Origin of the sequence: Microbacterium sp. SD291 (genome assembly GCF_017355365.1) — a bacterium.
Taxonomy (GTDB): Bacteria; Actinomycetota; Actinomycetes; order Actinomycetales; family Microbacteriaceae; genus Microbacterium.
The window spans coordinates 1-22,494 of record NZ_JADIJR010000030.1 but is presented as its reverse complement, the minus strand read 5'-3'; the positions used below and the strand labels follow the sequence as shown (position 1 = coordinate 22,494).

Sequence of the window (22,494 nt, the reverse complement as noted above, 5' to 3'; positions counted from 1 at the left end):
GATCAGTGCGTGACGTCGACGGCCGCGGCATCCGCCCTGCTGGGCGTCTCAGGGACGCTCGGGAAGGCGCGCCGCCGTGCGTGCCGGGCGATGACGAGGCCGACGCCGATCATGATCAGCGGGTTCACGGCGTGCAGGCTGACGGTCAGCACCGAGGCGATCGGCGGATTCACCGTCTCAGGGCCGATGCCGAAGATCAGCCCGGTGAGGATGAAGATCAGCGTCTGGATGATCAGCAGCCCGAGCATCAGCACGCTCAGCCAGACGATCCGCTTCCCCGCCCTGCTGACTGCGGCGAACACGATCAGCAGGATGAACAGGATGGGCAGGATCATGCGGCCGTTGTTCCCGTGTGGCGTGAAGCCGTCCTCGGAGTGGCTGAAGACGCCCACCGCCGCGAGGTAGTACTGCGTCGCGATGCCGGCGAGCACGAGGATGCTGTTGACGAAGAAGACCTTGCGCATGACGACTCCTTTCGGTTCGGCCTGGGGTCCCAGGCTGCGAAACACGCTAGGCACGCGCGGCATGCGCCGGGACCGTGCTGGCCCCACACCCGGGGTGGGGCCAGCACCACCATTCGCCGGAATCGGACGCACGCTGTGGACGACCGGTCGGCAGCGGCGGATGATGTGTTCTGTGGGACGATCCGGCGTGCGGAATCTGGTCTGGTCGCTTGCGGTGATCGTGGCGATCGCCCTCGCGCTCTCGGTCTTCGCCGTGCTCGACACGCGCCCCGTGCCCTGGCCGCTGCTGGCGTATCTGCTCACCACGCCCATTCCGATGCTCGTCGTCGGCATCTACCTCCTGTTCAAGCAGCACACCGCAGGCCTGCTGCTGACGCTCGCGACCTGCCTCGGCACCGGAGGGGCCGCCGCCCTGGAGGTGCTGATCAAGGCGCGAATGGCGGAGAACGGGATCGAGCCGTGGATGCCGTGGGCGCTCTTGGTCGAGCCGATACTCGGTGCCTGGTCGCTCTCCTGCATCGCGCTGCTGATCGGCCTGTTCCCCGCGTGCGTGCCGGAGACGCCGGGGCAGCGGCTCTTCGCGCGCGCGATGTGGTGGCTGCCGGCGCCGATGCTGCTCGCGCTCCTTTCGCATCCGAACGTCCTCGTCGAGCGTTTCGCGTTCGGGGAGCTGCCGCCGGTGCCCAATCCTGCGCACATCCCTCCGCTCGCCGTGCTCGCCCCGGCCACCGTGAACGTGCGGGAGCTGCTGTACTTCGCGCTGATCGGGGCGCTGGTGCTGCTGGTGATCCGGTATCGGCGGGAGACCGCGGCGCGCCGCAGGCAGATCCGCTGGGTGCTGTTCGGCGTCGGCGCCGCGATGATGATCGGGCTCGTGCCGTTCCTGATCCAGCCGCTGCTGGGCACCGGAGGGCCGGTGCATGACGACCTCTTCGTCACCCTGAGCACGTTCGCCGTGCTGCTCTTCCCGCTCTCGCTGCTGTTCGCGCTGGAACCGCCCGCGTGGATGAACGCCGACGCGGTCCTGCGGAAGTCGTTCATCTACGGTGCGCTGTCACTGGGCATCCTCGCCGTGTACGCGGCGATCGCAGCCGCGATCGGGGTCACAGCGACAGCCGGGTTCCCGGTCGGGATCGCCATCGCGGTCACCGCGGGCCTCGCCTTCGCCTTCCATCCGGTCCGCGAGCGACTGCGCCGCCTGGCGGATCGCTGGGTGTTCGGCAGCTCCCCGGCGAAAGGGATGGATCCGACCGAACCCGGTGACCTCGCCTCGCACACGCCGGAGGAGATCGGCCGGCGACTGGCGCTCCTGATCCGCTCCGCGGTGCGGCTGGAGTGGGTCGAGGTCGCCCTCATCCCGGACGTGGACTGCGCGGCCGGCGTTCCCTCGGGTGACGCCGCGGTCGAGATCCCGCTGCTCGTCGATGGCGCCGACCTCGGTCTGGTGCGGTGCGGCCCGAAGCTGACCGGCCGACTCACCGAACGCGACCTGTCGCTGATCACGGCCCTCGCCCACCAGTCGGCGCTGCTGCTCGCCAACCGCCGCCTCGCCGGCCGCCTCGTGCAGGCGCAGGAGTCCGAGCGGCGCCGCATCGAGCGGAACCTGCACGACGGTGCGCAGCAGGAGCTCGTCGCGCTCGCCGCGCGACTCGGACTCGTCCGGAACCGGATCCGCAACGGGGAATCCGGAGACGAGCTCCTGGCGGAGATGCAGCAGGAGGTCCGGACCATCCTGCACGACGTCAGGGAGCTGGCCCAGGGCATCCACCCCACGGTGCTCAGCGACGGCGGGCTCGTCGAGGCCGTCGAGGACCGCTGCAACCGACTGCCGGTCAGCATCCGCGTCACGGCCTCGACCGGGCTCAGGGCGACGCGGTTCGACGATGACATCGAGGGAGCCGCGTACTTCTTCGTCGCGGAGTGCCTCACCAACACGCTCAAGCACGCGGACGCGACGCGCGCGCACGTCGATCTCGTCGTTCAGGGCGACGAGCTCCGGCTCACGGTCACCGACGACGGCATCGGATTCGATCCGGTGACGGCATCGCAGGGCGGCCTCACCGGACTCCGCGACAGGTTCGCGGCGCTCGCCGGCCGGATGACCGTGACCTCCGCGCCGGATGCCGGCACCACGATCCGGGCGGCCCTTCCCGTGTCAGGGGGAGGAGAACGATGATCGACGTCGCACTGGCCGACGACCACTTCCTGGTGCGGGAGGGCACCCGGCGCCTGCTCGAGGAGTCAGGTCGCGTCCGCGTCGTGGCTTCGGTGTCCGACGGTGCGCAGCTGCTCGAGGCCGTCGGACGGCTCGCACCGGATGCCGTGATCGTCGACATCCGGATGCCGCCGACCCACAGGATGGAGGGCATCGAGACGGCCAGGGCGATCAGGGCGCGGCATCCGCGCACCGGCGTGGTCGTGCTCTCGCAGCACGCCTCCGCGCTCTACGCCCTGGAGCTCTTCCGTGACGGAACGGACGGCCTCGGGTACCTGCTCAAGGAGCGGGTCGGCGAGCTGGACGACCTGCTCGGCGCGCTGACGCAGGTGATCGACGGCGGCTCCGTCATCGACCCGATCATCGTCGAGGCGCTGTTGCAGCGGCAGACCTCGCCGTCGGATCGGCAGCTCGAGCGACTGACCGGGCGCGAGCGCGAGGTGCTGGCGGCGATGGCCGCCGGCAATTCGAACTCCTCGATCGCCGGGATGCTGTTCCTCTCGCAGTCGGCGGTGGAGAAGCACATCAACTCGATCTTCGCGAAGCTGGATCTCGCGCCGGAGGCCACCGGGACCCACCGCAGGGTCGCCGCAGTGCTCGCCTTCCTCCGCGCCGACTCCCTGAGCGAGTGACGTGCGCGCTCAGAGCCTCTCGACCGAGAAGCGGAAAGCGGCGCCCTCGCGGAACGGCTCGACGATCTCGAAGTTCTCGTAGGCCGGACCGCCGGGGATCGGCGAGGCGCTCGCCCAGTAGGCCCAGCGGGCGTTGACCAGCACCTCGAGGTCGGGATGCGGGTCTTCGACGCGCCAGGTCTGCACCGCGCGTCTGCCCAGGAAGTGCCAGTGCGTCGCGGTGTCGGCCGAGTACTCGACGGACCAGGGGTCGTCCTCATCGCCGCTCGCGCTCACCACCGCCGCGTTCCCGTCGCGGGTGAGCGCGCCGAGCGGGAACCGCCCGTGCTCGGTGAACGCGGTGCCGGAGAATCCGGGCCACAGCTCGGCCGGCGTCACGACGCGGTCGGCGAGGTGCAGGCGCCGGAGCCGCGCCCAGTTGCCCATCGTCGCCGTGAGCACCAGCGTCGACAGCGGGACGGATGCCGCATTCGCGAAGCCCGCGACCTCGACCTCGTGCGGCCGGTCGGCGAAGAACCTCACCCGCACCCGCACGTCGGCACCGTTGTCGAAGCGCTCGACGCCGATCCAGACGGTGAGGGTCTCCACGCCGTCGACGGACTCGATCGTGCCGCGGGCCGGCGCAGGCGTGTCGCCGCGTTCGGCGGAGGCCGCGTCATCCGCCGACCACAGCCGCTTGCCGTTCTGCCCTGGGTCGAGCGTGCTCGGCTCGAGCTCCGAGTAGCCGCGCTCGGTCTCGCCGCGGGGGATCGGCTCGACCGCGATGAAGTTCACGAGCCGCTCGCGGGGGTGGTCGAGGTGGGGGGTGAAGATGCGCAGCAGGCCGCGGGGTCCGGGGATGGGCGGGATGCCGACCTGGATGCCGTCGGGGTGACCCCAGCGGGGTTCTGCGTCGGGCGCTCCGGTGGGGCGGAGCCATCGGGTCGTGAGTGAATCAGGCATGCCGATGACCCTAGTCACTTGAAATCGATTTCGCTAGATCGGGTCTGTGCTCGGCCGAACCGCCACGTCCGGCATGGGCCGACAGATTCGGCGTGAGACACCACGCGAGGACCGGCGGCTCACGCGGAAGATGCGGGTTCGAGCGGACCGCGTCGGTCGAACGGCGCAAAGCGCGCCCTGTCAACCGCCTTGCGCATGAAATCGATTTCGCCTAATCTGGCGCATACCCGGTCACCGAGGATCGAATGACGCGACCGGTGCCCTTCCGCGTCAGCCGAACACACAGCAGCGACTCGATGAGGAGTCCGTTCCCGAGGAGGAACCCATGAGAATCACCACACGCACGCGCCGGACCGCGATCGCCGCCCTCGGCGCTCTCACGGTCGGCTCGATGCTCGCCGCCTGCGGCTCCGGCACCCCCGGCGAATCCGCCGGCGGAGAGGGCGGAGAGGAAGGCGTCACCACCATCCAGTTCTGGCACCGCACGTTCACTCCTGTGGAGAACGAGTGGTACGAGGGCATCGTGAAGAAGTTCAACGAGTCGCAGGACGAGATCAAGGTCGTCGACACCGAGGTGCCGGCCGACGCATGGGACCAGAAGATGAAGGCCGCCCAGGCCGCGGGCAAGGCGCCAGACGTCTACACCCACCCCGGCAGCATCCAGGACGCGGTGAACGCGGGGCAGCTGCACGAGCTCAACGGCATCGTGCCAGAGGACGCGCTCGCCGAGATCATCGACTCGGCCATGCCGGTCTCCGCGGTGGGCGACAAGTACTACGCCTACCCTCTGCTCCTCGAGCCGCAGACCGTGCTGTTCTGGAACAAGGACCTGCTGGACGCTGCGGACGTCGACTCCGAGAAGGCGCCGGAGAGCTGGGACGACCTCCTCGACGCGTGCGCGAAGATCCAGCCGACACTCGCCGACGGCCAGTACTGCATCTCGCCGGCCCAGGACGCGGTTACGTTCGCCTGGTCCTCGGTCGGGCAGCAGTACAACTTCGCCGGCCACACCGCCCTGAGCGACGACTGGACCGGACCGAGCATCGACGACGACGGCTACCGCGCGCTGATGGCGCAGTACAAGGAGCTGTGGGACAAGGGCTACATGCCGAAGCAGCCGCTCGCCGCGTACGTCGAGGGCAAGGACTTCGGCGAGGAGAAGGTCGCCTTCAAGGTCTCCGGCTCGTGGATGATGTCCGAGATCGGCTCGGACTACCCCGACCTTCTCAGCAAGACCGGAATCGGCGCGTTCCCGAACTCGTCCGACGCCGGCGATCGCACAGCGACCACGCTCGGCAACTTCAAGTGGGTCGTCGACGCCAAGAGCCAGAACGCGGAAGCCGCCGGTGAGTTCCTCGCCTGGGCGATCGCGGGCGATCCCGAGAACCTCGTGCCGTTCTTCGTGAACACGCAGTTCACCAAGGTGCCTGTGCGCCAGTCGGTGCAGGATGCCGTCGCCGGCAGCGACGAGGCCGCGGATGCTCCGTGGTCGAGCGTCATCGTCGACGACATCGCGCCGACCGCTATCCCGGAGCCGACCTACCCCTGGGACGTGTCCCTCGCGGTCGGCACGGCGATGGAGTCGGTCATGAAGGGGTCCGCCTCCGTCGACGACGCGATCAAGACCGCGAACGCCGCGATCCAGACCGTGATCGAGCGCGACGGCCTGGCCGACAAGGCCCCGAAGAACTGACACCCGCTCGCTGTTCCGGGGGCCGGGGCTCCCGGCCCCCGGAACAGCAGCGCAATAGAGGACACGACGAGGTGGATATGGCCAGTCAGGCTGTGCAGGAGCGCCGGGAGATCCGGCAACGACAGAACCGGTACCGGTACCGCGACAACAGGACGGCGTACTGGTTCCTGCTGCCCTTGGTGGCGCTGCTCGGGATCTTCGTGGTCTGGCCCGCGATCTACGCGGGGTATCTGTCCTTCCAGGACTGGAGCTTCTACAAGGATCCGGAGTTCGTCGGCATCCGCAACTACGTCAACGTGCTGAAGGATCCGCTGTTCATCGCCACGATCGGGCGCGGTTTCGCCTTCGTGCTGATGACGGTCCCGGTGATGCTCGTGCTCGCCTTCCTGTTCGCGAGCCTCGTCGTCACCGTGTCCCGCCGCGCGGCGAGCGTCCTGAAGGTCAGCATCTACATCCCGACGATCATCTCCGCCGTGATCGCGTCGATCATCTTCGTGCTGATCTACAACTACTCGGGCGGCCTGCTGAACGCCATGCTCGGCACCGTCGGCATCGAGCCGATCGCCTGGATCGGCGACCCGAAGTGGGCGCTGCTCGCGGTGGCCGTACCCGCGATCTGGCTGGGCATGGGGCTCACGTCCCTGATCATGGTCGCCGCCATGGTCGACATCCCCACCGAGTACTACGAGGCCGCCGCGATGGAGGGCGCCGACTGGTGGCAGAAGACCGCGTACATCACGATCCCGCAGATGAAGAACGTGGTGCTGTATCTGCTCATCACCGGCTTCGTCGCCGCGATCCAGCAGTTCGAGCTGCCCCTCGTGATGACGCAGGGCGGGCCGCTGGACTCGACGACCCTGCCGAACCTCTTCATCTTCAATCACTTCCGCAACGACGTGAACGTCGGCTACTCGATCGCGGCCGCGCTGCTGCTGTTCGTGGTGCTGGGAACCATCTCGGCGCTGGTGTTCAAGTTCGTCAACTCCGAGAGGCTGGTGGACTGAGATGGCCGTCATGCAGGAGACCACTCGTATCGTCCTCGCCGGCGCCGAGCCCCGCCGGCTGCAGCGGATGCCGCGCACCACCGGCGGCTGGCTGATCGCCGTCGGCAAGGTGATCCTGGCCGCGCTGTTCATCATCGCGTCGCTGTTCCCGCTCGCCTGGATGGTGATCGCCGGCTTCAAGGCGAAGACCGAGGTCATCGAGACGCCCTTCCAGTTCTTCCCGGACGTCTGGCTCTGGCAGAACTACGCGCAGATCCTCGCCGACCCCACGTTCCTGCGCACGCTCCTGTGGACCTTCTTCGGAGCGGTGCTGTTCACGGTGGGCAGCCTCGCGGTGAACTCGCTCGCCGCCTACGCGTTCGCCAGGCTCGACTTCCGGTTCAAGGGCCTGATCTGGACGCTCGTGATCACGACGATGTTCATCCCCGGCATGACGATCCTGCTCACGAGCTTCATCGTGGTGACCAAGCTCTCCATGCTCGACACCCTGAGCGTCCTGGTGATCCCCGGTCTCGCGAGTGCCGGGATGGTGTTCTTCATCCGGCAGTTCTACCTGAACATCCCGAAGAGCCTCGAGGAGGCGGCGATGCTCGACGGATGCGGTCGCCTCGGCATCTTCGTGCGCATCTTCCTGCCGCTGTCGAAGCCGCCGTTCGTGGTGATGGGCATCACGGCGTTCCTCGCGTACTGGAACTCCTACGTGTGGCCGATCCTGACCATCACGTCGCCGGAGAGGTTCGTCCTGCAGCAGTACCTGGCGACTTTCCGCTCCGAGCGCTCGACCGAGCTCGGCCTGCTGATGGCAGGATCCGTGCTGGCCGCGGCGCCCGTGATCATCCTGTTCCTGATCTTCCAGCGTCAGATCATCGGCAACATCAAGATGGCCGGGCTCAAGTAGCCCGGTCGCCGCAGCAAGATCCCACCTGCAAGGAGTCTGCAATGAAGCATTCCATCCGAAGGACCGCGGTCGTCGCGACGACGATCGGAGCACTGGCACTGGGCGCGCTCGCGCCCGTCGGCGCCGCGGCCGAGCCGGTCGCATCCACAGCCGCGGTGCCTCCCGCCGACCATTCGCCCGCGGTGGTGGTCGGCAAGATGACGGGACCGAAGTCGGTGAGCGACACCGATACGCGGTGGGCCGTCACCGGCACCGACCTCGGGATCATGTGGGAGAACGGGTCGGGTGAGATCCTCACCGCCTTCGGCGACACCTTCGGAGACTGGAACGGGCCGGGCGGCGGGGGAGGGGACTGGCGTTCGAACGTGCTGCTGCGCAGCACCGATGCCGACCTGTCCGACGGGATGTCGTTCGACTCCGCGGTCGAGGACGCGCCGGGTCACGCCGCCGAGCTCATCCCCTCGCAGAAGGTGAGCGGGGTGGAGATGACGACCATCCCGACCGCGGGCATCGCGGTCGGCGACCGGCAGTACATGGCGTTCATGTCGGTGCGCCAGTGGGGTGCTCCCGGCGAGTGGGACACGAACTTCAGCCGCATCGCCTACTCGGACGACAACGGCGAGACCTGGAACTCGACCGACGGACCGCAGTGGACGAACACCGCCGACGGGCAGCATCCGTTCCAGATGGCCGCGTTCGAGCGGCACGACGGCTACGTCTACATGTTCGGGACGCCGAACGGGCGCCTCGGCGCCGCGCACGTCGCACGGGTGCCCGAGGCATCCGTCCTCGACAAGGCCGCGTACACCTACTGGAACGGGGCGACCTGGGGCACGGACGAGACCGCTGCGGTGGCGATCGTGCAGCCGAACGTCGCCGAGCTGTCGGTGCAGTACAGCGAGCACACCGGCGGCTGGCTGATGACGTACCTCAATGAGGACCTCGACCTCGTGCTGCGCACCGCGCCGTCGCCCGAGGGTCCGTGGGGTCCTGCGCAGCGGTTGGCGAGCTTCGCCGACTATCCGGGACTGTACGGCGGGTACATGCATCCATGGTCGGCGGATGGCGACCTCTACTTCGCGCTGTCGCAATGGGATCCGTACAACGTGTACCTGATGCGCGCGCGGATCGATGAGAGCGGCCAGGTGGTCGATCCGAACCTCATCGTCGACCCCGGGTTCGAGCGCGCTGTCGACGGCTCGATGCCGTCGCCGTGGGTGTGCACGGGCAACTGCGGCATCGACATGAACCATTCGTGGGCGTACAGCGGAAACAAGCAGGGCTGGGTGCGCCACAACGCCGGATGGATCGACATCCATCAGGACGTCGCGGTGGAGCCGAACACGACCTACACGTTCACGGCGTACGTCGTCACCGGCGGGACCCCGGCTCCCGGAGCCATCGGCGTGCGGGGCATCGGCTCCGGTGCATCGGTACTGGCGCAGGAGGGCTTCGAGCAGGTCGGTGAGTACACCCGGTACTCCGTGACGTTCCACAGCGGCGACCGCACCGAGGTGCAGGCGTTCGTCGGCACGACGCTGAACGGCGACCGCTGGCTGCAGATCGACGAGCTCTCGATGGTGAAGGCGGCCGAGCAGCTGCCTGCGCTGAGCGTCGCCGTGTCGTCCGACCCGCCGGCCGGTTCCGAGGTGGTGCGCGCGGACGTCGTGACCTACGAGGTGCAGGCGTCGACGGACAGCGCCGTCGCGGAGAACGCGGAACTCGCGGTGGATCTGACAGGGCTGCTGGATGACGCGTCACTGGATGCCGCGTCGATCCGGGCGTCCGTCGGCACCGCGGTGCTCGACGGCTCGGTGCTGCGCTGGTCGGGTGCGATTCCGGCGGGCGAGACGCTCTCGATCGGCTTCGCGGTGACCGTGCTGCGCGAGCGCGGGGACTCGGTGCTGGAGGTTTCGACGGATGCCGTGGCCGAGCGCGCGATCCTCACCGCGTGCGATGGATGCGAGCTCGCACTCACCGCCGTCCCGTACGACCCGCGGCCCCCGCGCCCGGACTTCCCGGACAAGCCGGGCAAGCCCGAGAAGCCGGGCAAGCCGTAGAACCCGAAGGGGAGACGCCGCCTCGCGACAGTCGTCTCCCCGTCCCCTTCCGGCCGTGCGGAACGGTGATAGCATTTGCTATATGAGCGGTGGTGGCGTTCTGGACGAGATCCGAGACGAGGCGAGGCGGGCGGATGCTCTGCAGCGCGAGTCGCGCGATCTGCTGCTCGACGCAACGCATCGGGCAGCGGCTGCGGGGCTTTCGCAGAGAGAGATCGCACGGATCGTTGGACGGAGTCAACCCGAGGTGTCGCGACTTCTCAAGCAGGCTCCGCCGGGCCCGCTTGCACTGAGAGTCTCCAGCGAGCGCCCGCGACTGCTGGACATTCTGGCGAAGTACGGCGTGACTGATGCCCGGATCTTCGGCAGCGTCGCCACCCGAGCCGAGACTGCCCGATCGGACATCGATCTGCTCATCGACGCTCCGGGCGCATTCGGGCTCGCTACGCTGTCGCGGCTGGAACGCGAACTGTCATCGGTACTCGACGCGTCCGTCGACGTCGTGCCATTGCGCGGCCTGCCGCCGCACATCAGGACGAGAGCGCTCGACGAGGCAGTGCCGCTGTGAGCCGGACGATCCGGGAGCTGTTGACGGAGGCAATCGCTCACCTCGACGCGATGCACAGACATCTCGAACGAGGTGTCGTCGATGACGAAACGGTCGCGGACGCCGTGTCTCTGCGCCTTGCGGCGATGATCGAGACTCTGCACCGTGGTGGGGCTGAACTGACCACTGATCTGTTCGGTGACGAGTGGATGGTGATCTGGGGCATGCGAAATCGCATCGCGCACGGCTACGCGTGGATCGACATCGATACAGTCCGGGTCACGGTCGAAGACGATCTTCCAACGGTTGAGGCTGCGCTCCGCGCGTTGAATGCGCAGTTCGAAGGACGGCGTCCCCAAGAACCCTCCTAGGGCTGCCTCGTGACTGCTAACCGACGCTCATCGCCTTCGTCACCACCAGGCAGGTGATGGCGAAGGCGATCAGTGTGACCGCGATCCCGGCCGCGGGAATGACCCAGGCGCGCCGGATCCGAGATTCCACGACGAAGTACGTCCCGGTCGTGAGGAGGAAGACGAGGAGATCGGTCAGCCAGAATCCGCGCGTGACGACCTCGAGCACCGGGTAGTCGCACCTCTCGCTGCACCCGGCGATCCCGAGAGTCGATGCGAAGACGGCCATCGCAGAGACCACGGCGACGAAGAGGTTGACCCACGCCAGGTTGTCGCCGAGGTCCGGTGCGGTTCGCGGCTCGTCGAAGAGGCTCACTCTGGACTGCATGTCCGCAGAGTAGCGCGCGATCGAACGCCGAGCCCGACATGTCCGCGTTCAGGGGACGGAAAAGTCTTCTTCATAGCGTGAGGGTCATGACGAACACCACCGCACCCTCTCCCGCCGCGTCACTCGGACTCCTCCTCCTCCGCGTCGTCGTCGGCGCCGTCTTCGCGGCGCACGGTGCGCAGAAGATCTTCGAGTTCACGATTCCCGGCACGATCGGCAGCTTCGCCGACATGGGCGTACCGCTCCCGGAGATCGCCGCGCCCGCCGTCTCCTTCATCGAGTTCGGCGGCGGCATCCTGCTGATCCTCGGGCTGTTCACCCGAGTCGCCGGCATCCTGCTCGCGGGTGACATGATCGTCGCCCTCGTCACCGTGCACCTCCCTGCCGGACTCTGGGTCGGCGAAGGCGGCTACGAGTTCGTCGCAGTGCTCGGTGCCGCGGCACTTGCGCTCGCGCTCACCGGAGCAGGGCGGATCTCGGTCGAGGGCGCGTTCCTGCGGGGTCGCGTTCCGGCCTGGCTCAGCTGAGTCAGGCGCGCTCGCGCGACCGCCGAGACCCCTCGGCGAGCTCCCGGCGCAGCCACTGCTCGACGATCCGCGCCACCTCGTCCGGGTACAGCGAGTCCGTGTCGACGATCGCCGCGCGCCACCGCGGGTCGCCCGCTTCGATGCCGTCCCACCTCGACCACTGCATCGCCACGGTGCTCGGCACCCGGATCACTTCGGGCGCGTGAGCCGGATCCAGCGTGTGCGCGCGGAACCACTCGCCGAAGCGGTTGTGGTGCACGATCGCCGCCGGATCCTCGCCACGGTCGAGCAGGCGGTGCTCGCGGACCCCCGGCGAGCAGTGCAGCATGCACACCGCGATGCCGTCGAGCCGATCGGCGGACGGTGCCGCGAGGAGTTCACCCATCGGCACCTGGCCGCACAGCAGCAGGTGGGCGCCGTCGGATTCCGCCTCGATCGCCTGCTGGACCCAGTGTTCGATGGCGCCGTGACGCCAGGCCGTGTCCGCATCGTCCGGAACGCCGATGGAGTCGAACTCCACGGTCCGGATCGGAACACCCCAGTCGACGTCCTGAAGATGCCCCAGCACCGTCGACTTGCCCGCCCCGCTCGCGCCGGTCAGCGAGAACAGCATCCGCTCTCTCAGTCCTGTGGCGCGCGCGCCGGCGAGGCGCCGATGTCCGGCACTGGAGCGGTGCCCAGGTGCACCTCCAGATCATCCGCCGACGGCGTCTTGGGGCGCCGCGCGGTCGGTCGGTCGAGGTAGAACAGCGCGGTGGAGGCGATGTCGTCTCGGAGCGGCAGGTAGCGCCAGCCGCTGCGCCAGCCGAGCGCCTGGATGTCGACCTTCGGGATGCCGGTCGCGAAGTGGATCGGGTCGAGCAGATGCCACCGGTACATGCCGAAGCGCTGCTGGCTCACGTACAGCCCGTCAGGGCGGATCACCTGCGGCATACCCAGGTAGGGCGTCGAGAACTCCGTGTAGCCCCGGCCGGGGATGTCGAAGTTCCAGGCGCCGCCGAAGTAGTCCTCGGTGCCGGTGCCGCAGATCGTCGGGTGGTCGGTGTCGTCGTCGAGGTAGAACTTGATCTCCCCCTCGCCCCACCAGCCGTTCGAGTTCACGCCCCAGGCGATGTAGGTGCCGACGTACTGCCCCTGCCCCTCGATGCCCTCGAGGATGACGTGGGGGGTCAGCTCCTCGAGCGGGTTCGACCGGCGCCACTGCGCGTGGAAGTACCCGTCGTTCGAGTGATCGCCGCCGATCTCGTAGGTGACCTGGTAGTAGATCCGCACGTCGACCGTCGACGTGTTCTCGATCGTCAGCCGGGCGCCGTCTTTGAACGGCATCGGCCAGTACGAGTTGAACCCGCCGTGCGGGTTCGCGGCGATGGTCTGCGAGTTCACCTGTGCGAACACCCCCCAGCCGTTGCAGAAGAAGTCGCCGTAGGGCACTTCGACGGCCGGCTCTGTCGCGCCGTCCCAGTACGCGCGCAGCAGGAGCGTGCGCCAGTTGTCGGTGTGCGTCGTGATCCAGATGTGCGTGATCTTGCCCGCGCCCTGGATGTTCGCGAGGTCGAAGGTCTCGCCGGCCTTGACGTCGACGCTGGGAGAGATCTTCCAGCCGGGGCCGAGATCCCGCGCGCAGGCGGCTCCCGTGCCCTCGGTGGCACGGCCGCCTCCGCCGGCTGAGCCGTCGAAGTTCTCGGGAGAGATCGAACGCGTCTGCACGGATCGCAGTGTCGCGAGGGTCGCCAGGTCGGAGGGTGCGAAAGTCATGGGCGCCAATGTAATCGATTTCACGCCAGAACGCCAGAGAGGCCCTGCGCGCGCGATACTGTTGCATCACATCCGGCACGGCCGGGCAGGGCAGTGAGGTTCGACATGGCCACGATCTACGACGTCGCGGAGCTCGCGGGAGTCTCTCCCGCGACGGTCTCGCGCGTCTTCAACGGCACCAGCGTCTCCGACGAGAAGGTCGCCGCCGTGCGCGACGCGGCCGCCAAGCTGAGCTTCACGCCCAACCGCACCGCCCGGACGCTGCGGCGGCAGAGCTCCGAGGTCATCGCGCTCGTCATCCCGGACATCGAGAACCCGTACTTCACCGAGATGGCCCGCGGCGTCGAGGATGTCGCCTCTGAGGCCGGATACTCGGTCGTGCTCTGCAACTCGGATGCTCAGGTCGAGAAGGAGGCGACGTATCTGCGGATAGCGATCGCCGAGCACATGTCCGGCGTCATCATCGCCACCGCTGACGAGCACTCCAACCTGGACAGCATCCTCGCCACCGGGCGTCCCGTCGTCGCCGTCGACCGCGGCACGACCTACGACATCGACGGCGTCGTGATGGCCAACCGCGCCGCCGGCAAGTCGGCCACCAAGGATCTGATCAACGCCGGATACCGGCGGATCGCCTACATCGGGGGCCCGGAGCACATCGACACCGCGGCGGAGCGCGCGGCCGGATGGCGCTCGGCGCTCGCCGCGGCGCACCCCGATCTCGATCTCGACGAGCTCGCCCGGTTCGCCACGTTCCGCGTGGACGGCGGGCGGGCGGCGATGGAGGAGCTCCTCGCGCTGCCTGAGCCGCCGGACGCGGTGGTCGCCGGAAACAACCTCATCGGCGTCGGCGCGATCCAGGTGCTCACGGAGCACGGCCTCACGCCCCCGCAGGTCGGCGTCGCCGTGATCGGCTCGCTGCCCTTCACGACGCTCTCTCCGACGGCGGTCACGGTGGTGCGGCTGCCTGCACGGCATATGGGCGTGACCGCGGCGAAGATGCTGCTCGAGCGCATCGGCGGCGACTCGCAGCCGGCGCGCACGGTCGAGCTCCGCAACGAGATCCAGCCGGCCTCCGCCGCTCGCAGCTGACCGCTGCCGCCGCGGCGAGCGGCGGATGCGCACCGTGAGATCCGTCATCGTCTTGCATCATGAAATCGATTTCGCGTACAGTTGCCGAACAGGTTTCAGATTCGACGGCTCGGGTTTCAAGGAGGACGCCATGCGCTGCACCCTCGGGGTGGACATCGGCACATCCAGCAGCAAAGGCGTGCTGGTGGATGCCGACGGCGTGATTCTCGCGTCTGCGACGCGATCGCACGAGGTCACCCGTCCGCACACAGGCTGGGTGGAGATGGACGGCCGTGTGTGGTGGGACGAATTCGTCACCCTCACGCGGGAGCTGCTCGACCGGGTTCCGGATGCCGCAATCGCCGGAGTCGGGGTCAGCGGGATGGGCCCGTGCGTCCTGCTCGCCGACGAGCACGACGAACCCGTGCGCCCTGCGATCCTCTACGGCGTCGACACCCGCTCCACCGCGCAGATCGAGCGGATGACCGCCGAACTCGGCGCCGACGACATCGTGCGGGTCGGCGGCTCGACGCTCACGTCTCAGGCAGGCGGCCCGAAGATCGCCTGGGTCGCCGACCAGGAGCCGGATGCCTGGTCGCGGACGCGCCGGCTGTTCATGCCGGCATCGTGGCTCGCGCGCAAGCTCACCGGCGCATACGTGCTCGACCACCAGTCCGCGAGCCAGGTCTCGCCCCTCTACGACATCGAGGCGGAGCGCTGGCACGGGCCGTGGTGGTCGCGCTACGCGTCGGCCATCGAGCAGCCCGCTCTGCACTGGGCAGGCGACATCGCCGGCACCGTCACCGCGGCGGCGGCATCCCTCACCGGCATCCCCGAGGGCACGCCGGTGATCACGGGGACGATCGACGCCTGGACCGAAGCGGTCAGCGTCGGCGCGCACGAGGTCGGCGACCTCATGCTGATGTACGGCACCACGATGTTTCTCGTGGCCACGGGGGCGCAGACGCTCCGCACCCCCTCGATGTGGACGACCGCCGGAGCTTTCGCGGGCACGCGCAACCTCGCCGGCGGGCTCTCCACCTCGGGCGCGCTCACCGCGTGGCTGAAGGATCTGTCCGGCGCCGACTACCCCGCCCTGCTCGCCGAGGCCGCAGATTCGACGCCCGGTGCGAACGGCCTGCTGATGCTGCCTTATTTCGCGGGGGAGCGCACGCCGATCCAGGACCCGGATGCTCGCGGCGTCATCGCCGGCCTGACCCTCGAACACACCCGCGGAGACCTCTACCGCGCCGCCCTCGAGGCCACGGCGCTCGGCGTCCGGCACAACGTCGAGACGATGCGGGCGGCAGGCGCCGACATCCGTCGCATCGTCGCCGTCGGCGGCGGCACCCAGGGCCGGCTCTGGCTGCAGGTCGTGTCGGACGTCACCGGTCTCGTGCAGGAGGTGCCGCAGACGACGATCGGCGCGAGCTACGGCGCCGCATTCCTCGCCGCCACGGCCACGGCCGCCGACGACGCAGCGGTGCCGGCGATCACGGACTGGAACCCGATCGCCGAGAGCATCCGCCCCGACGAGTCCGTCCGCCCGCTCTACGACACCCTGTTCGACCGGTACGTGCGGCTGTACGAGGCGTCGAAGGATGTCGTGCACGAGCTCGCGGCCGACCAGCGCGGAGCCTTCGCATGACCCGCCGCGCCCGCGGCATCCCGCACACCTCGCAGGCGACCGCCTTCCCGCTCGGCGGCATCGGCACCGGCAACGTGTCGATCGGCGCACGCGGCGAGCTGCGCGACTGGGAGTTCGAGAACCTCCCGGACAAGGGCCGCCGCAATCCGCACTCGTTCTTCGCGATCCACGCCGCCGCCGAGGGCGCCGCGCCGGTCACCCGGGTGCTGGAGGCGCGGCTCACGGGCCGCCACGACGCGGATGCCGGGTACGCCTTCGACCAGCTCGCGGGTCTCCCGCGGCTCGACGCCGCGACACTCCACGGCGAGTACCCGGTGGTGGACGTCGATTTCACGGATCGGATGCTCCCGGTCGAGGTGAGCCTGCACGCCTTCACGCCGCTCGTCCCTCTCGACGCCGACGCCTCCGGCATCCCCGCGGCGGTGCTGCGGTACCGCGTCACCAATCCGGGCGGAGTGCCGGTGGCGGTCACGGTCGTCGGCAGCGTCTCGCACACCGCCGGCCGCGGAGACGGGCCGTGGGGCATGAGGGCGACCCAGACCGTGCGCTGGCGCGACGACGGCGACGTGCGCGGGCTCGACTTCGGCATCGATCTTCCCGAGGACGACCCCGGCTATGGCACGCTCGGTCTCACGACGAGGGATGCCGCGACCACCGTCAAGCCGCAGTGGGTGACCAGCTACTGGCCCGATGGCGCCAGGCTGTTCTGGAACGACCTCACCGCCGACGGACTGCTCGCCCCCGAGCCCCGGCTCACGCTCGAAGACCGGCCACGCGGCCTGTTCGCCGAGCTCGACGCCGATCGGTCTGCGGCGCCCCTCACCGAGGAGCAGATGCTCGCGAAGTTGCCGCGCATCCGCACGGGCTCACTGGGGATCGTGCACACGCTCGCGGCGGGCGAGAGCCGCGACTTCGAGTTCGTGCTGTCATGGAGCTTCCCCAACCGGCGCCGGGGGTGGCACGGGCACATCGTCTTGGCGGATCCGCCTGAGGATGGGTCCCTGAGCCTCTCGAAGGGCGTCCGCAATCACTACGCGACGCTCTGGCCGGATGCCTGGTCGGCCGCCCGCCATCTGCATGCGCACCTCCCGGCTCTGGAGTCGACGACGGATGCCTTCGTCGAGGCGCTCTACGGGGGCAGCCTCGACCCCGTGCTCGCCGACGCGATCGGCGCGAACATCGCCGCAGCCCGCTCCACCACCTGCTTCGTGCTCGAGTCGCCCACCCCCGAGCTGGGGGAGGGGCCGGTCTTCGCGGCGTGGGAGGGGTCGTTCGACCACGCCGGCTCGTGCGAGGGCACCTGCACCCACGTCTGGTCGTATGCGCAGACCCTCGCCTGGCTGTTCCCCTCGCTCGAGCGCAGCGCCCGCCGCGTCGAGTTCCTCCTCGAGACCGACGAGACGGGAGCCCAGAAGTTCCGTGGCAACCGCGTCTTCGGCGGCCCCTCGTGGTTCATGGGACCGGCCGTCGACGGGCAGCTCGGCACCCTGCTGCGCCTCCACCGCGAGTGGCGCTTCAGCGGCGGCGACGGCTTCCTCCGGGAGCTGTGGCCGGCCGCCGCCCGCACGCTCGACTACGCGATCCGCGAGTGGGATCGCGACGGCGACGGCCTCCTCGACGGGGAGATGCACAACACCTACGACATCGAGTTCCACGGTGCGGAGCCGCTCGCGAACGGCGTCTACCTCGCCGCCCTCCGAGCCGGCACGCGCATGGCCGAGCACCTCGGCGAGACCGTGCGCGCCCGCGTCTGGAGCGCGCGCGCCGACCACGTCGCCGCGGCGATGGACGAGACGCTCTGGAACGGCGAGTACTACCGCCAGGTGATCGATGACCCTGATGCCCACCGCTACCAGTACGGCGACGGCGTGCTCTCCGACCAGCTGCTCGGGCAGTTCCACGCGTTCGTGAACGGGCTCGGCCACATCCTGCCGCCGGAACGCGTCGACTCCGCCCTCGCCGCGATCGCCGCCCACAACTTCCGCGACGACCTCTCCGCCCACGAGAGCACTCAGCGCGTGTACGCGCTGAACGACGAGGCCGGTCTCCTGCTCGCCTCCTGGCCGCACGGCGGGCGGCCCGCGATCCCGTTCGTCTACTCGGACGAGGTGTGGACGGGCATCGAGCATCAGGTCGCAGCCTCGCTCCTCTTCGCAGGCCGGGTCGATGACGCACTGCGCATCGAGACCGCGCTGCGGGCCCGCTACGACGGCACGCATCGCAGCCCGTGGAACGAGATCGAGTGCGGCAACCACTACGCCCGCTCGCTCGCCTCCTGGGCGCTGCTGCTCGGCGCGAGCGGTGCGCAGTGGGACGCACCGAGCAGGACGCTGTCCTTCGCACCCGCCACCGCGAGTGCGTTCCGAAGCCTGTTCACCACGGGCACCGGCTGGGGTCGCGTCGAGATCGACGACGACGCCCTCGTCCTTCATCTCGACGGCGGCGCCCTCGAGATCGACGACCTTCAGCTGCACGACCGCAGCATCGGCCGCGGCATCCGACTCCGAGCCGGCGCTTCGACAGGCTCAGCGACCCAGCGGTTCCCGCTCACCACGACCCCAACACCGGAGGCATCATGACCACCTACACCCTGCCGGCACCGGCATCCCGCCCCGCATCCGTCCCGAAGACCGCGTACCTGATCGCCTCCGGCGACCTGCGCGAGGCGGCGAACACGGGCGGCTGGCCCGTTCAGGTCGAACTCGAGGCGGGCGTCACCGGCGTCTTCAACGAGCTCGGCTGGACCGTCATCCGCGCGAACGACGTCGACCCCGCGACCGGCCACGGCTTCATCTCCAGCCAGCGCATGGGGCTCGAGGTGTTCAAGAACATCCCGACCGACGCTCCGCTCATCGTCGCCGAGGCCGTCTGGCAGTACTCGCACCACGTGCTCGCCGGCCTGCGCACGCACGAGGGGCCGATCCTCACTGTCGCGAACTTCGCCGGCGACTGGCCCGGCCTCGTCGGCCTGCTCGGCCTGAACGCGGGACTCACCAAGATGGCCAAACCCTACGCCACCATCTGGTCGGTCGACTTCACCGACGACTGGTTCAAGGCCGGCATCCGGGAGTGGACAGAGACCGGCTCCATCACCCACGACGACTCGCACGTGCGGGCGCTGCCCGCGCTGCCGGACAGCCCCGAGAAGCAGCTGGGCGAGGCGCTCGCCGCCGAGATGCTCGCCGAGAAGGCCATCATCGGCGTCTTCGACGAGGGCTGCATGGGCATGTACAACGCGATCTTCGACGACGAGCTGCTCAACAAGACCGGCATCTACAAGGAGCGGCTGTCGCAGTCGGCCCTGTACGCCGAGATGCTGCAGGTGACGGATGCCGAGGGGGATGCCGCCTACGACTGGCTCATCGACCACGGCATGACCTTCAAGTACGGCGAGGATGCCGCCACCGAGCTCACCCGCGACCAGGTGCAGTGGCAGCTGAAGATGTACATCGCGGCGCTCCGCATCGCCGACGACTTCGGCCTCGACGCGGTCGGCATCCAGTACCAGCAGGGCCTGAAGGACCTGGTGCCGGCATCCGACCTCGCCGAGGGCATCCTGAACTCCACCGAGCGCCCGCCGGTGACCTCCCGCGACGGCAGCAGGATCCTGCACGAGGGCCGTGCCTTCCCGCACTTCAACGAGGCCGACGAGGGCGTCGCGGTCGACGCGCTCGTCACCGACCGCGTCTGGCGCGCGATGGGACTCGTCCCCGACAACACCCTGCACGACGTGCGCTGGGGCGAGGACCACGACGGCGAGTTCGTCTGGGTGTACGAGATCTCCGGCTCCGTGCCGGCCTCGCACCTCGGCGGCTGGGACAAGGCCGAGGGCTGGCGGCAGGGGCACGTCTTCTTCCCCGCCGGCGGGGCGACCATCAACGGGGTCTCCAAGCCCGGCGAGATCGTGCTCTCGCGCGTGTTCATCGCCGACGGCATCCTGCAGGCCGACATCTTCCGCGCCTCCGTCGTGGAACTTCCCGCAGCGGAGACCCAGCGTCGCAAGGACGCCACGAACCCCGAGTGGCCGATCGCGCACGTGGTGCTGCACGGTGTCTCCCGCGACCAGTTCATGGCACGGCACAAGGCCAACCACGCCCAGCTCGTCTACGCACCCGACGCCGAGACCGCCGACAGGGCGCTCATCGCGAAGGCCGCGATGTTCGCGGGCATGGGAATCAAGGTGAACCTCGTGGGGGACGTGAGCGTCTGACTCTCCCGACGGCTGAATCGCTACAGTGGGGGGCATGTCCAAAGCGAAGCGCGTGACCATCACGGACATCGCGCGTCTCGCCGGGGTGTCGCCCGGTGCGGTATCGTTCGCGCTCAACGGACGCCCCGGGGTCAGCGAGCAGACGCGCCGCCGCATCCTCGAGATCGCCGAGGAGCATCAGTGGCTGCCGAGCTCGACGGCACGCGCCCTTGTCGGCGCCCGCGCGGGCGTCATCGGCTTCGCGGTGAACCGTCGCGCCGAGACGCTGGGCGCCGAGGCCTTCTTCACCGATCTGGTCGCGGGTGCGCAGTCGGCGCTCGCCGCGAACCGGATAGGGATGCAGATGGTGCTCGTCTCCTCGATCGAGGAGGAGGTCGCGACCTACCGGCGCTGGCGCAGCGCGAACCAGGTCGACGGCGTGATCGTGATCGACCCGCTCGAGGACGACCCTCGCCTCGACGTGCTGATCAGCATCGGGCTCCCCGCCGTCGTGATCGGGAGCCGCGCCTCGGCCGAGGGCGAGCCCGCCGCGATCTGGCTGGACGACAGCCAGGTGGCGCACTCCGTCTTCGACTATGTCAGCGCCCTGGGGCACCAGTCGATCGCGTATATCGCAGGACCGGCGGAGTTCCAGCACACGCGCCTGCGCATGGAGGTGCTGTCGGGCCTGGTCGGCCGAGGCGTGACCGGTGAGGTGATCGCCACGGACTTCTCGCCCGCTGCGGCATCCGCCACAACCCGCCGCGTGCTGAGCCGCGCCGACCGCCCCTCCGCGATTGTCTACGACAACGACGTGATGGCCATCGCCGGCCTCAGAGTGGCGCAGGAGATGGGCATCTCGGTGCCAGGCGAGCTGTCGATCGCCTCCTTCGACGACTCGGTCGTCGCCGGGCTGGTGCATCCGTCGCTCACCTGCATCACCCGAGACACCTTCGGTCTCGGAGCGAATGCCGCGGGGTTCCTGCTCGAGCAGATCGACGCCCCCGAGGTGCTCGGCGATCGGATCGGTGCGCAGCCGCAGCTCACCGTGCGCGAGAGCACGGCCGCGCCGCGCGCCTGAGCCCCGCTCTCGTCGCTGCCGTCTCCGCTCCCGTCGCGAAAACGCACGCCAAAACCGCGATCAGGCGGGCGTTTCTGCGACGGGAGCGAAGGGGGATGCTCAGACGACGGTGTTCTGCGAGGAGTAGGCATCGCCGCTGAGGACGGGGTGCACCAGCTCGGTGATGCCGCGTGCCGCGAGGACCTCTGGCTTCTCGGCATCCGCCGACGTGACGAACGCCGGATCGGCACCGGCCTCGCACGCGTCCACCCAGGCCTGGAAGATCGAGCCGCCGGGAGCCATCGCGGAGCGGCTGACCGGGACCTCGCCCTCGTCGACCTCGATCACGATCCCGAGCGTGCGTGCCGGGGCCGGGCGCCGCTCGCGCAGCTCCGGGATGATCTCGGCGAACCGGCGGCCTATCGGCTTCGCGGCGCCGTCCTGATCGATCAGCCCGAGGGTGTACTCGAGCTCGGGGAAGTCGGCGAGGCTGCGGCTCACATCGTGCGAGCACCACCAGGTGACACCCCACAGGTTCTCGGTGCGGGCCGCCGAGCGCACGGTCGCCTCGAGGAAGCCGGGCGTCTCGTCGGGCGTCAGGCAGTTCGACGGCGCGCCGACCTCCTGCAGCCAGATCGCGCGACCGGGGTCGGTGGCGAACGCGCGCGAGAGCTCGATCATGTACTCGGCATGGCGATCGGATGCCACTGACCTGCCGCCGTACCTCTGCGCGGTGCCGTTGAAGATCCACGAGTGCACCGTCGTGATGTCGCCGAGGCGCGAGGCGAGGGCGGGGGTGAACCCGTGGCCGTCCATGTACCAGGCGGCGTCGTACTCGCTGTGCACGTGCTGCTGCGCGGGCGCCGCGGCGTGCGCGGCATCCAGCAGCGTGCTGATCCAGTTCGCCGCCTCCGCCTCGGTGACCGGCCACGGCGAGGGGTGCGTCTGCGCCGAGAACTGGTTGGTCTCGTTCCCCAGGGTGAAGCCGAGGAAGTTGTCGGCGTCCCCCAGCCGCTCGCCGAGCCTGGTCACGAGCTCGGCCTGGCCGCTC

At 69.1% G+C, this 22,494-nt stretch carries 19 protein-coding genes and 1 pseudogene; 14 read left to right on the top strand and 6 right to left on the bottom strand.

Going from position 1 to position 22,494, the window contains the following annotated elements; all coding sequences use genetic code 11:
- Nucleotides 1-2: 2 nt before the first annotated feature.
- Nucleotides 3-464, bottom strand: a complete 462-nt coding sequence (locus IPV10_RS13965; RefSeq protein ID WP_207484820.1) for a DUF6220 domain-containing protein — start codon at nt 462-464, stop codon at nt 3-5.
- 187 nt (nt 465-651) lie between these two features.
- On the opposite strand from IPV10_RS13965, the gene IPV10_RS13960 reads away from it, so the two are divergent.
- Both IPV10_RS13960 and IPV10_RS13955 read left to right on the top strand, forming a co-directional pair.
- The gene (locus IPV10_RS13960) at nt 652-2,640 is read left to right on the top strand and encodes a sensor histidine kinase (protein WP_207484819.1); all 1,989 of its coding nucleotides are present in this window, start codon (nt 652-654) and stop codon (nt 2,638-2,640) included.
- A complete protein-coding gene (locus tag IPV10_RS13955) occupies nt 2,637-3,311 on the top strand; it encodes a response regulator transcription factor (RefSeq protein WP_207484818.1) in 675 nt (224 codons plus the stop codon). The genes IPV10_RS13960 and IPV10_RS13955 overlap by 4 nt, the downstream gene beginning before the upstream one ends.
- 9 nt (nt 3,312-3,320) lie before the next feature.
- Here the strand turns inward: IPV10_RS13955 and IPV10_RS13950 are convergent, their stop codons facing one another.
- Entirely contained in the window at nt 3,321-4,253 is a 933-nt protein-coding gene (locus IPV10_RS13950) for a hypothetical protein (RefSeq protein WP_242684996.1), read from the bottom strand.
- Nucleotides 4,254-4,578: 325 nt separating this feature from the next.
- On the opposite strand from IPV10_RS13950, the gene IPV10_RS13945 reads away from it, so the two are divergent.
- The 6 genes from IPV10_RS13945 to IPV10_RS13920 all read left to right on the top strand — a co-directional run bounded on the left by IPV10_RS13945 (nt 4,579) and on the right by IPV10_RS13920 (nt 10,826).
- The gene (locus IPV10_RS13945) at nt 4,579-5,946 is read left to right on the top strand and encodes an ABC transporter substrate-binding protein (protein ID WP_207484816.1); all 1,368 of its coding nucleotides are present in this window, start codon (nt 4,579-4,581) and stop codon (nt 5,944-5,946) included.
- 77 nt (nt 5,947-6,023) lie between these two features.
- Nucleotides 6,024-6,950 (top strand): carbohydrate ABC transporter permease, encoded by a 927-nt coding sequence (locus IPV10_RS13940; RefSeq protein ID WP_207484814.1) that lies wholly within the window; start codon nt 6,024-6,026, stop codon nt 6,948-6,950.
- Nucleotide 6,951: 1 nt separating this feature from the next.
- Nucleotides 6,952-7,848, top strand: coding sequence for a carbohydrate ABC transporter permease (locus tag IPV10_RS13935; protein WP_207484813.1), 897 nt, complete (start codon nt 6,952-6,954; stop codon nt 7,846-7,848).
- A 41-nt stretch (nt 7,849-7,889) separates the two neighbouring features.
- A complete protein-coding gene (locus tag IPV10_RS13930) occupies nt 7,890-9,908 on the top strand; it encodes a DUF4185 domain-containing protein (RefSeq protein WP_207484812.1) in 2,019 nt (672 codons plus the stop codon).
- 82 nt (nt 9,909-9,990) lie between these two features.
- Nucleotides 9,991-10,476, top strand: a complete 486-nt coding sequence (locus IPV10_RS13925) for a nucleotidyltransferase domain-containing protein (RefSeq protein ID WP_207484810.1) — start codon at nt 9,991-9,993, stop codon at nt 10,474-10,476.
- Nucleotides 10,473-10,826 (top strand): HepT-like ribonuclease domain-containing protein, encoded by a 354-nt coding sequence (locus IPV10_RS13920; RefSeq protein WP_207484809.1) that lies wholly within the window; start codon nt 10,473-10,475, stop codon nt 10,824-10,826. The genes IPV10_RS13925 and IPV10_RS13920 overlap by 4 nt, the downstream gene beginning before the upstream one ends.
- Before the next feature lie 16 nt (nt 10,827-10,842).
- On the opposite strand, the gene IPV10_RS13915 is transcribed toward IPV10_RS13920, so the two are convergent.
- Nucleotides 10,843-11,193 carry a hypothetical protein gene (locus tag IPV10_RS13915; RefSeq protein ID WP_207484808.1) on the bottom strand — a complete coding sequence of 117 codons (351 nt, stop codon included), beginning with the start codon at nt 11,191-11,193 and terminating at the stop codon, nt 10,843-10,845.
- An 86-nt stretch (nt 11,194-11,279) separates the two neighbouring features.
- Here IPV10_RS13915 and IPV10_RS13910 point away from each other — a divergent pair, with 86 nt between their 5' ends.
- Entirely contained in the window at nt 11,280-11,720 is a 441-nt protein-coding gene (locus tag IPV10_RS13910) for a DoxX family protein (protein WP_207484807.1), read from the top strand.
- 1 nt (nt 11,721) lies between these two features.
- Here the strand turns inward: IPV10_RS13910 and IPV10_RS13905 are convergent, their stop codons facing one another.
- Both IPV10_RS13905 and IPV10_RS13900 read right to left on the bottom strand, forming a co-directional pair.
- The gene (locus tag IPV10_RS13905) at nt 11,722-12,333 is read right to left on the bottom strand and encodes a hypothetical protein (protein ID WP_207484806.1); all 612 of its coding nucleotides are present in this window, start codon (nt 12,331-12,333) and stop codon (nt 11,722-11,724) included.
- A gap of 8 nt (nt 12,334-12,341) precedes the next feature.
- On the bottom strand, nt 12,342-13,475 hold the full coding sequence (locus IPV10_RS13900; RefSeq protein WP_207484805.1) for a glycoside hydrolase family 172 protein: 1,134 nt from the start codon (nt 13,473-13,475) through the stop codon (nt 12,342-12,344).
- Between the two features lie 105 nt (nt 13,476-13,580).
- On the opposite strand from IPV10_RS13900, the gene IPV10_RS13895 reads away from it, so the two are divergent.
- The 5 genes from IPV10_RS13895 (at nt 13,581) to IPV10_RS13875 (ending at nt 21,464) form a co-directional block, all read left to right on the top strand.
- Nucleotides 13,581-14,567, top strand: a complete 987-nt coding sequence (locus IPV10_RS13895; protein ID WP_207484804.1) for a LacI family DNA-binding transcriptional regulator — start codon at nt 13,581-13,583, stop codon at nt 14,565-14,567.
- Nucleotides 14,568-14,697: 130 nt separating this feature from the next.
- Nucleotides 14,698-16,194 (top strand): FGGY-family carbohydrate kinase, encoded by a 1,497-nt coding sequence (locus IPV10_RS13890; RefSeq protein ID WP_207484803.1) that lies wholly within the window; start codon nt 14,698-14,700, stop codon nt 16,192-16,194.
- Nucleotides 16,191-18,773, top strand: a complete 2,583-nt coding sequence (locus IPV10_RS13885; RefSeq protein ID WP_207484802.1) for a GH116 family glycosyl-hydrolase — start codon at nt 16,191-16,193, stop codon at nt 18,771-18,773. The genes IPV10_RS13890 and IPV10_RS13885 overlap by 4 nt, the downstream gene beginning before the upstream one ends.
- Complete coding sequence (locus tag IPV10_RS13880) at nt 18,770-20,404, top strand: fucose isomerase (RefSeq protein ID WP_207484800.1); 1,635 nt, start codon at nt 18,770-18,772, stop codon at nt 20,402-20,404. The genes IPV10_RS13885 and IPV10_RS13880 overlap by 4 nt, the downstream gene beginning before the upstream one ends.
- A gap of 34 nt (nt 20,405-20,438) precedes the next feature.
- A complete protein-coding gene (locus tag IPV10_RS13875) occupies nt 20,439-21,464 on the top strand; it encodes a LacI family DNA-binding transcriptional regulator (RefSeq protein ID WP_207484799.1) in 1,026 nt (341 codons plus the stop codon).
- Between the two features lie 99 nt (nt 21,465-21,563).
- Here the strand turns inward: IPV10_RS13875 and IPV10_RS13870 are convergent.
- Nucleotides 21,564-22,494 (bottom strand): annotated as a pseudogene (locus IPV10_RS13870) (glycosyl hydrolase); the annotation flags it as partial.

Excerpts from the sequence above, each read along its gene's own strand:
- IPV10_RS13875 (WP_207484799.1), top strand. The coding sequence starts at position 20,439 with ATGTCCAAAGCGAAGCGCGTGACCATCACGGACATCGCGCGTCTCGCC.
- IPV10_RS13905 (WP_207484806.1), bottom strand. The coding sequence starts at position 12,333 with ATGCTGTTCTCGCTGACCGGCGCGAGCGGGGCGGGCAAGTCGACGGTG.
- IPV10_RS13885 (WP_207484802.1), top strand. The coding sequence starts at position 16,191 with ATGACCCGCCGCGCCCGCGGCATCCCGCACACCTCGCAGGCGACCGCC.
- IPV10_RS13930 (WP_207484812.1), top strand. The coding sequence starts at position 7,890 with ATGAAGCATTCCATCCGAAGGACCGCGGTCGTCGCGACGACGATCGGA.
- IPV10_RS13880 (WP_207484800.1), top strand. The coding sequence starts at position 18,770 with ATGACCACCTACACCCTGCCGGCACCGGCATCCCGCCCCGCATCCGTC.
- IPV10_RS13925 (WP_207484810.1), top strand. The coding sequence starts at position 9,991 with ATGAGCGGTGGTGGCGTTCTGGACGAGATCCGAGACGAGGCGAGGCGG.
- IPV10_RS13940 (WP_207484814.1), top strand. The coding sequence starts at position 6,024 with ATGGCCAGTCAGGCTGTGCAGGAGCGCCGGGAGATCCGGCAACGACAG.
- IPV10_RS13890 (WP_207484803.1), top strand. The coding sequence starts at position 14,698 with ATGCGCTGCACCCTCGGGGTGGACATCGGCACATCCAGCAGCAAAGGC.
- IPV10_RS13965 (WP_207484820.1), bottom strand. The coding sequence starts at position 464 with ATGCGCAAGGTCTTCTTCGTCAACAGCATCCTCGTGCTCGCCGGCATC.
- IPV10_RS13915 (WP_207484808.1), bottom strand. The coding sequence starts at position 11,193 with ATGCAGTCCAGAGTGAGCCTCTTCGACGAGCCGCGAACCGCACCGGAC.
- IPV10_RS13900 (WP_207484805.1), bottom strand. The coding sequence starts at position 13,475 with ATGACTTTCGCACCCTCCGACCTGGCGACCCTCGCGACACTGCGATCC.
- IPV10_RS13955 (WP_207484818.1), top strand. The coding sequence starts at position 2,637 with ATGATCGACGTCGCACTGGCCGACGACCACTTCCTGGTGCGGGAGGGC.
- IPV10_RS13910 (WP_207484807.1), top strand. The coding sequence starts at position 11,280 with ATGACGAACACCACCGCACCCTCTCCCGCCGCGTCACTCGGACTCCTC.
- IPV10_RS13945 (WP_207484816.1), top strand. The coding sequence starts at position 4,579 with ATGAGAATCACCACACGCACGCGCCGGACCGCGATCGCCGCCCTCGGC.
- IPV10_RS13935 (WP_207484813.1), top strand. The coding sequence starts at position 6,952 with ATGGCCGTCATGCAGGAGACCACTCGTATCGTCCTCGCCGGCGCCGAG.
- IPV10_RS13895 (WP_207484804.1), top strand. The coding sequence starts at position 13,581 with ATGGCCACGATCTACGACGTCGCGGAGCTCGCGGGAGTCTCTCCCGCG.
- IPV10_RS13950 (WP_242684996.1), bottom strand. The coding sequence starts at position 4,253 with ATGCCTGATTCACTCACGACCCGATGGCTCCGCCCCACCGGAGCGCCC.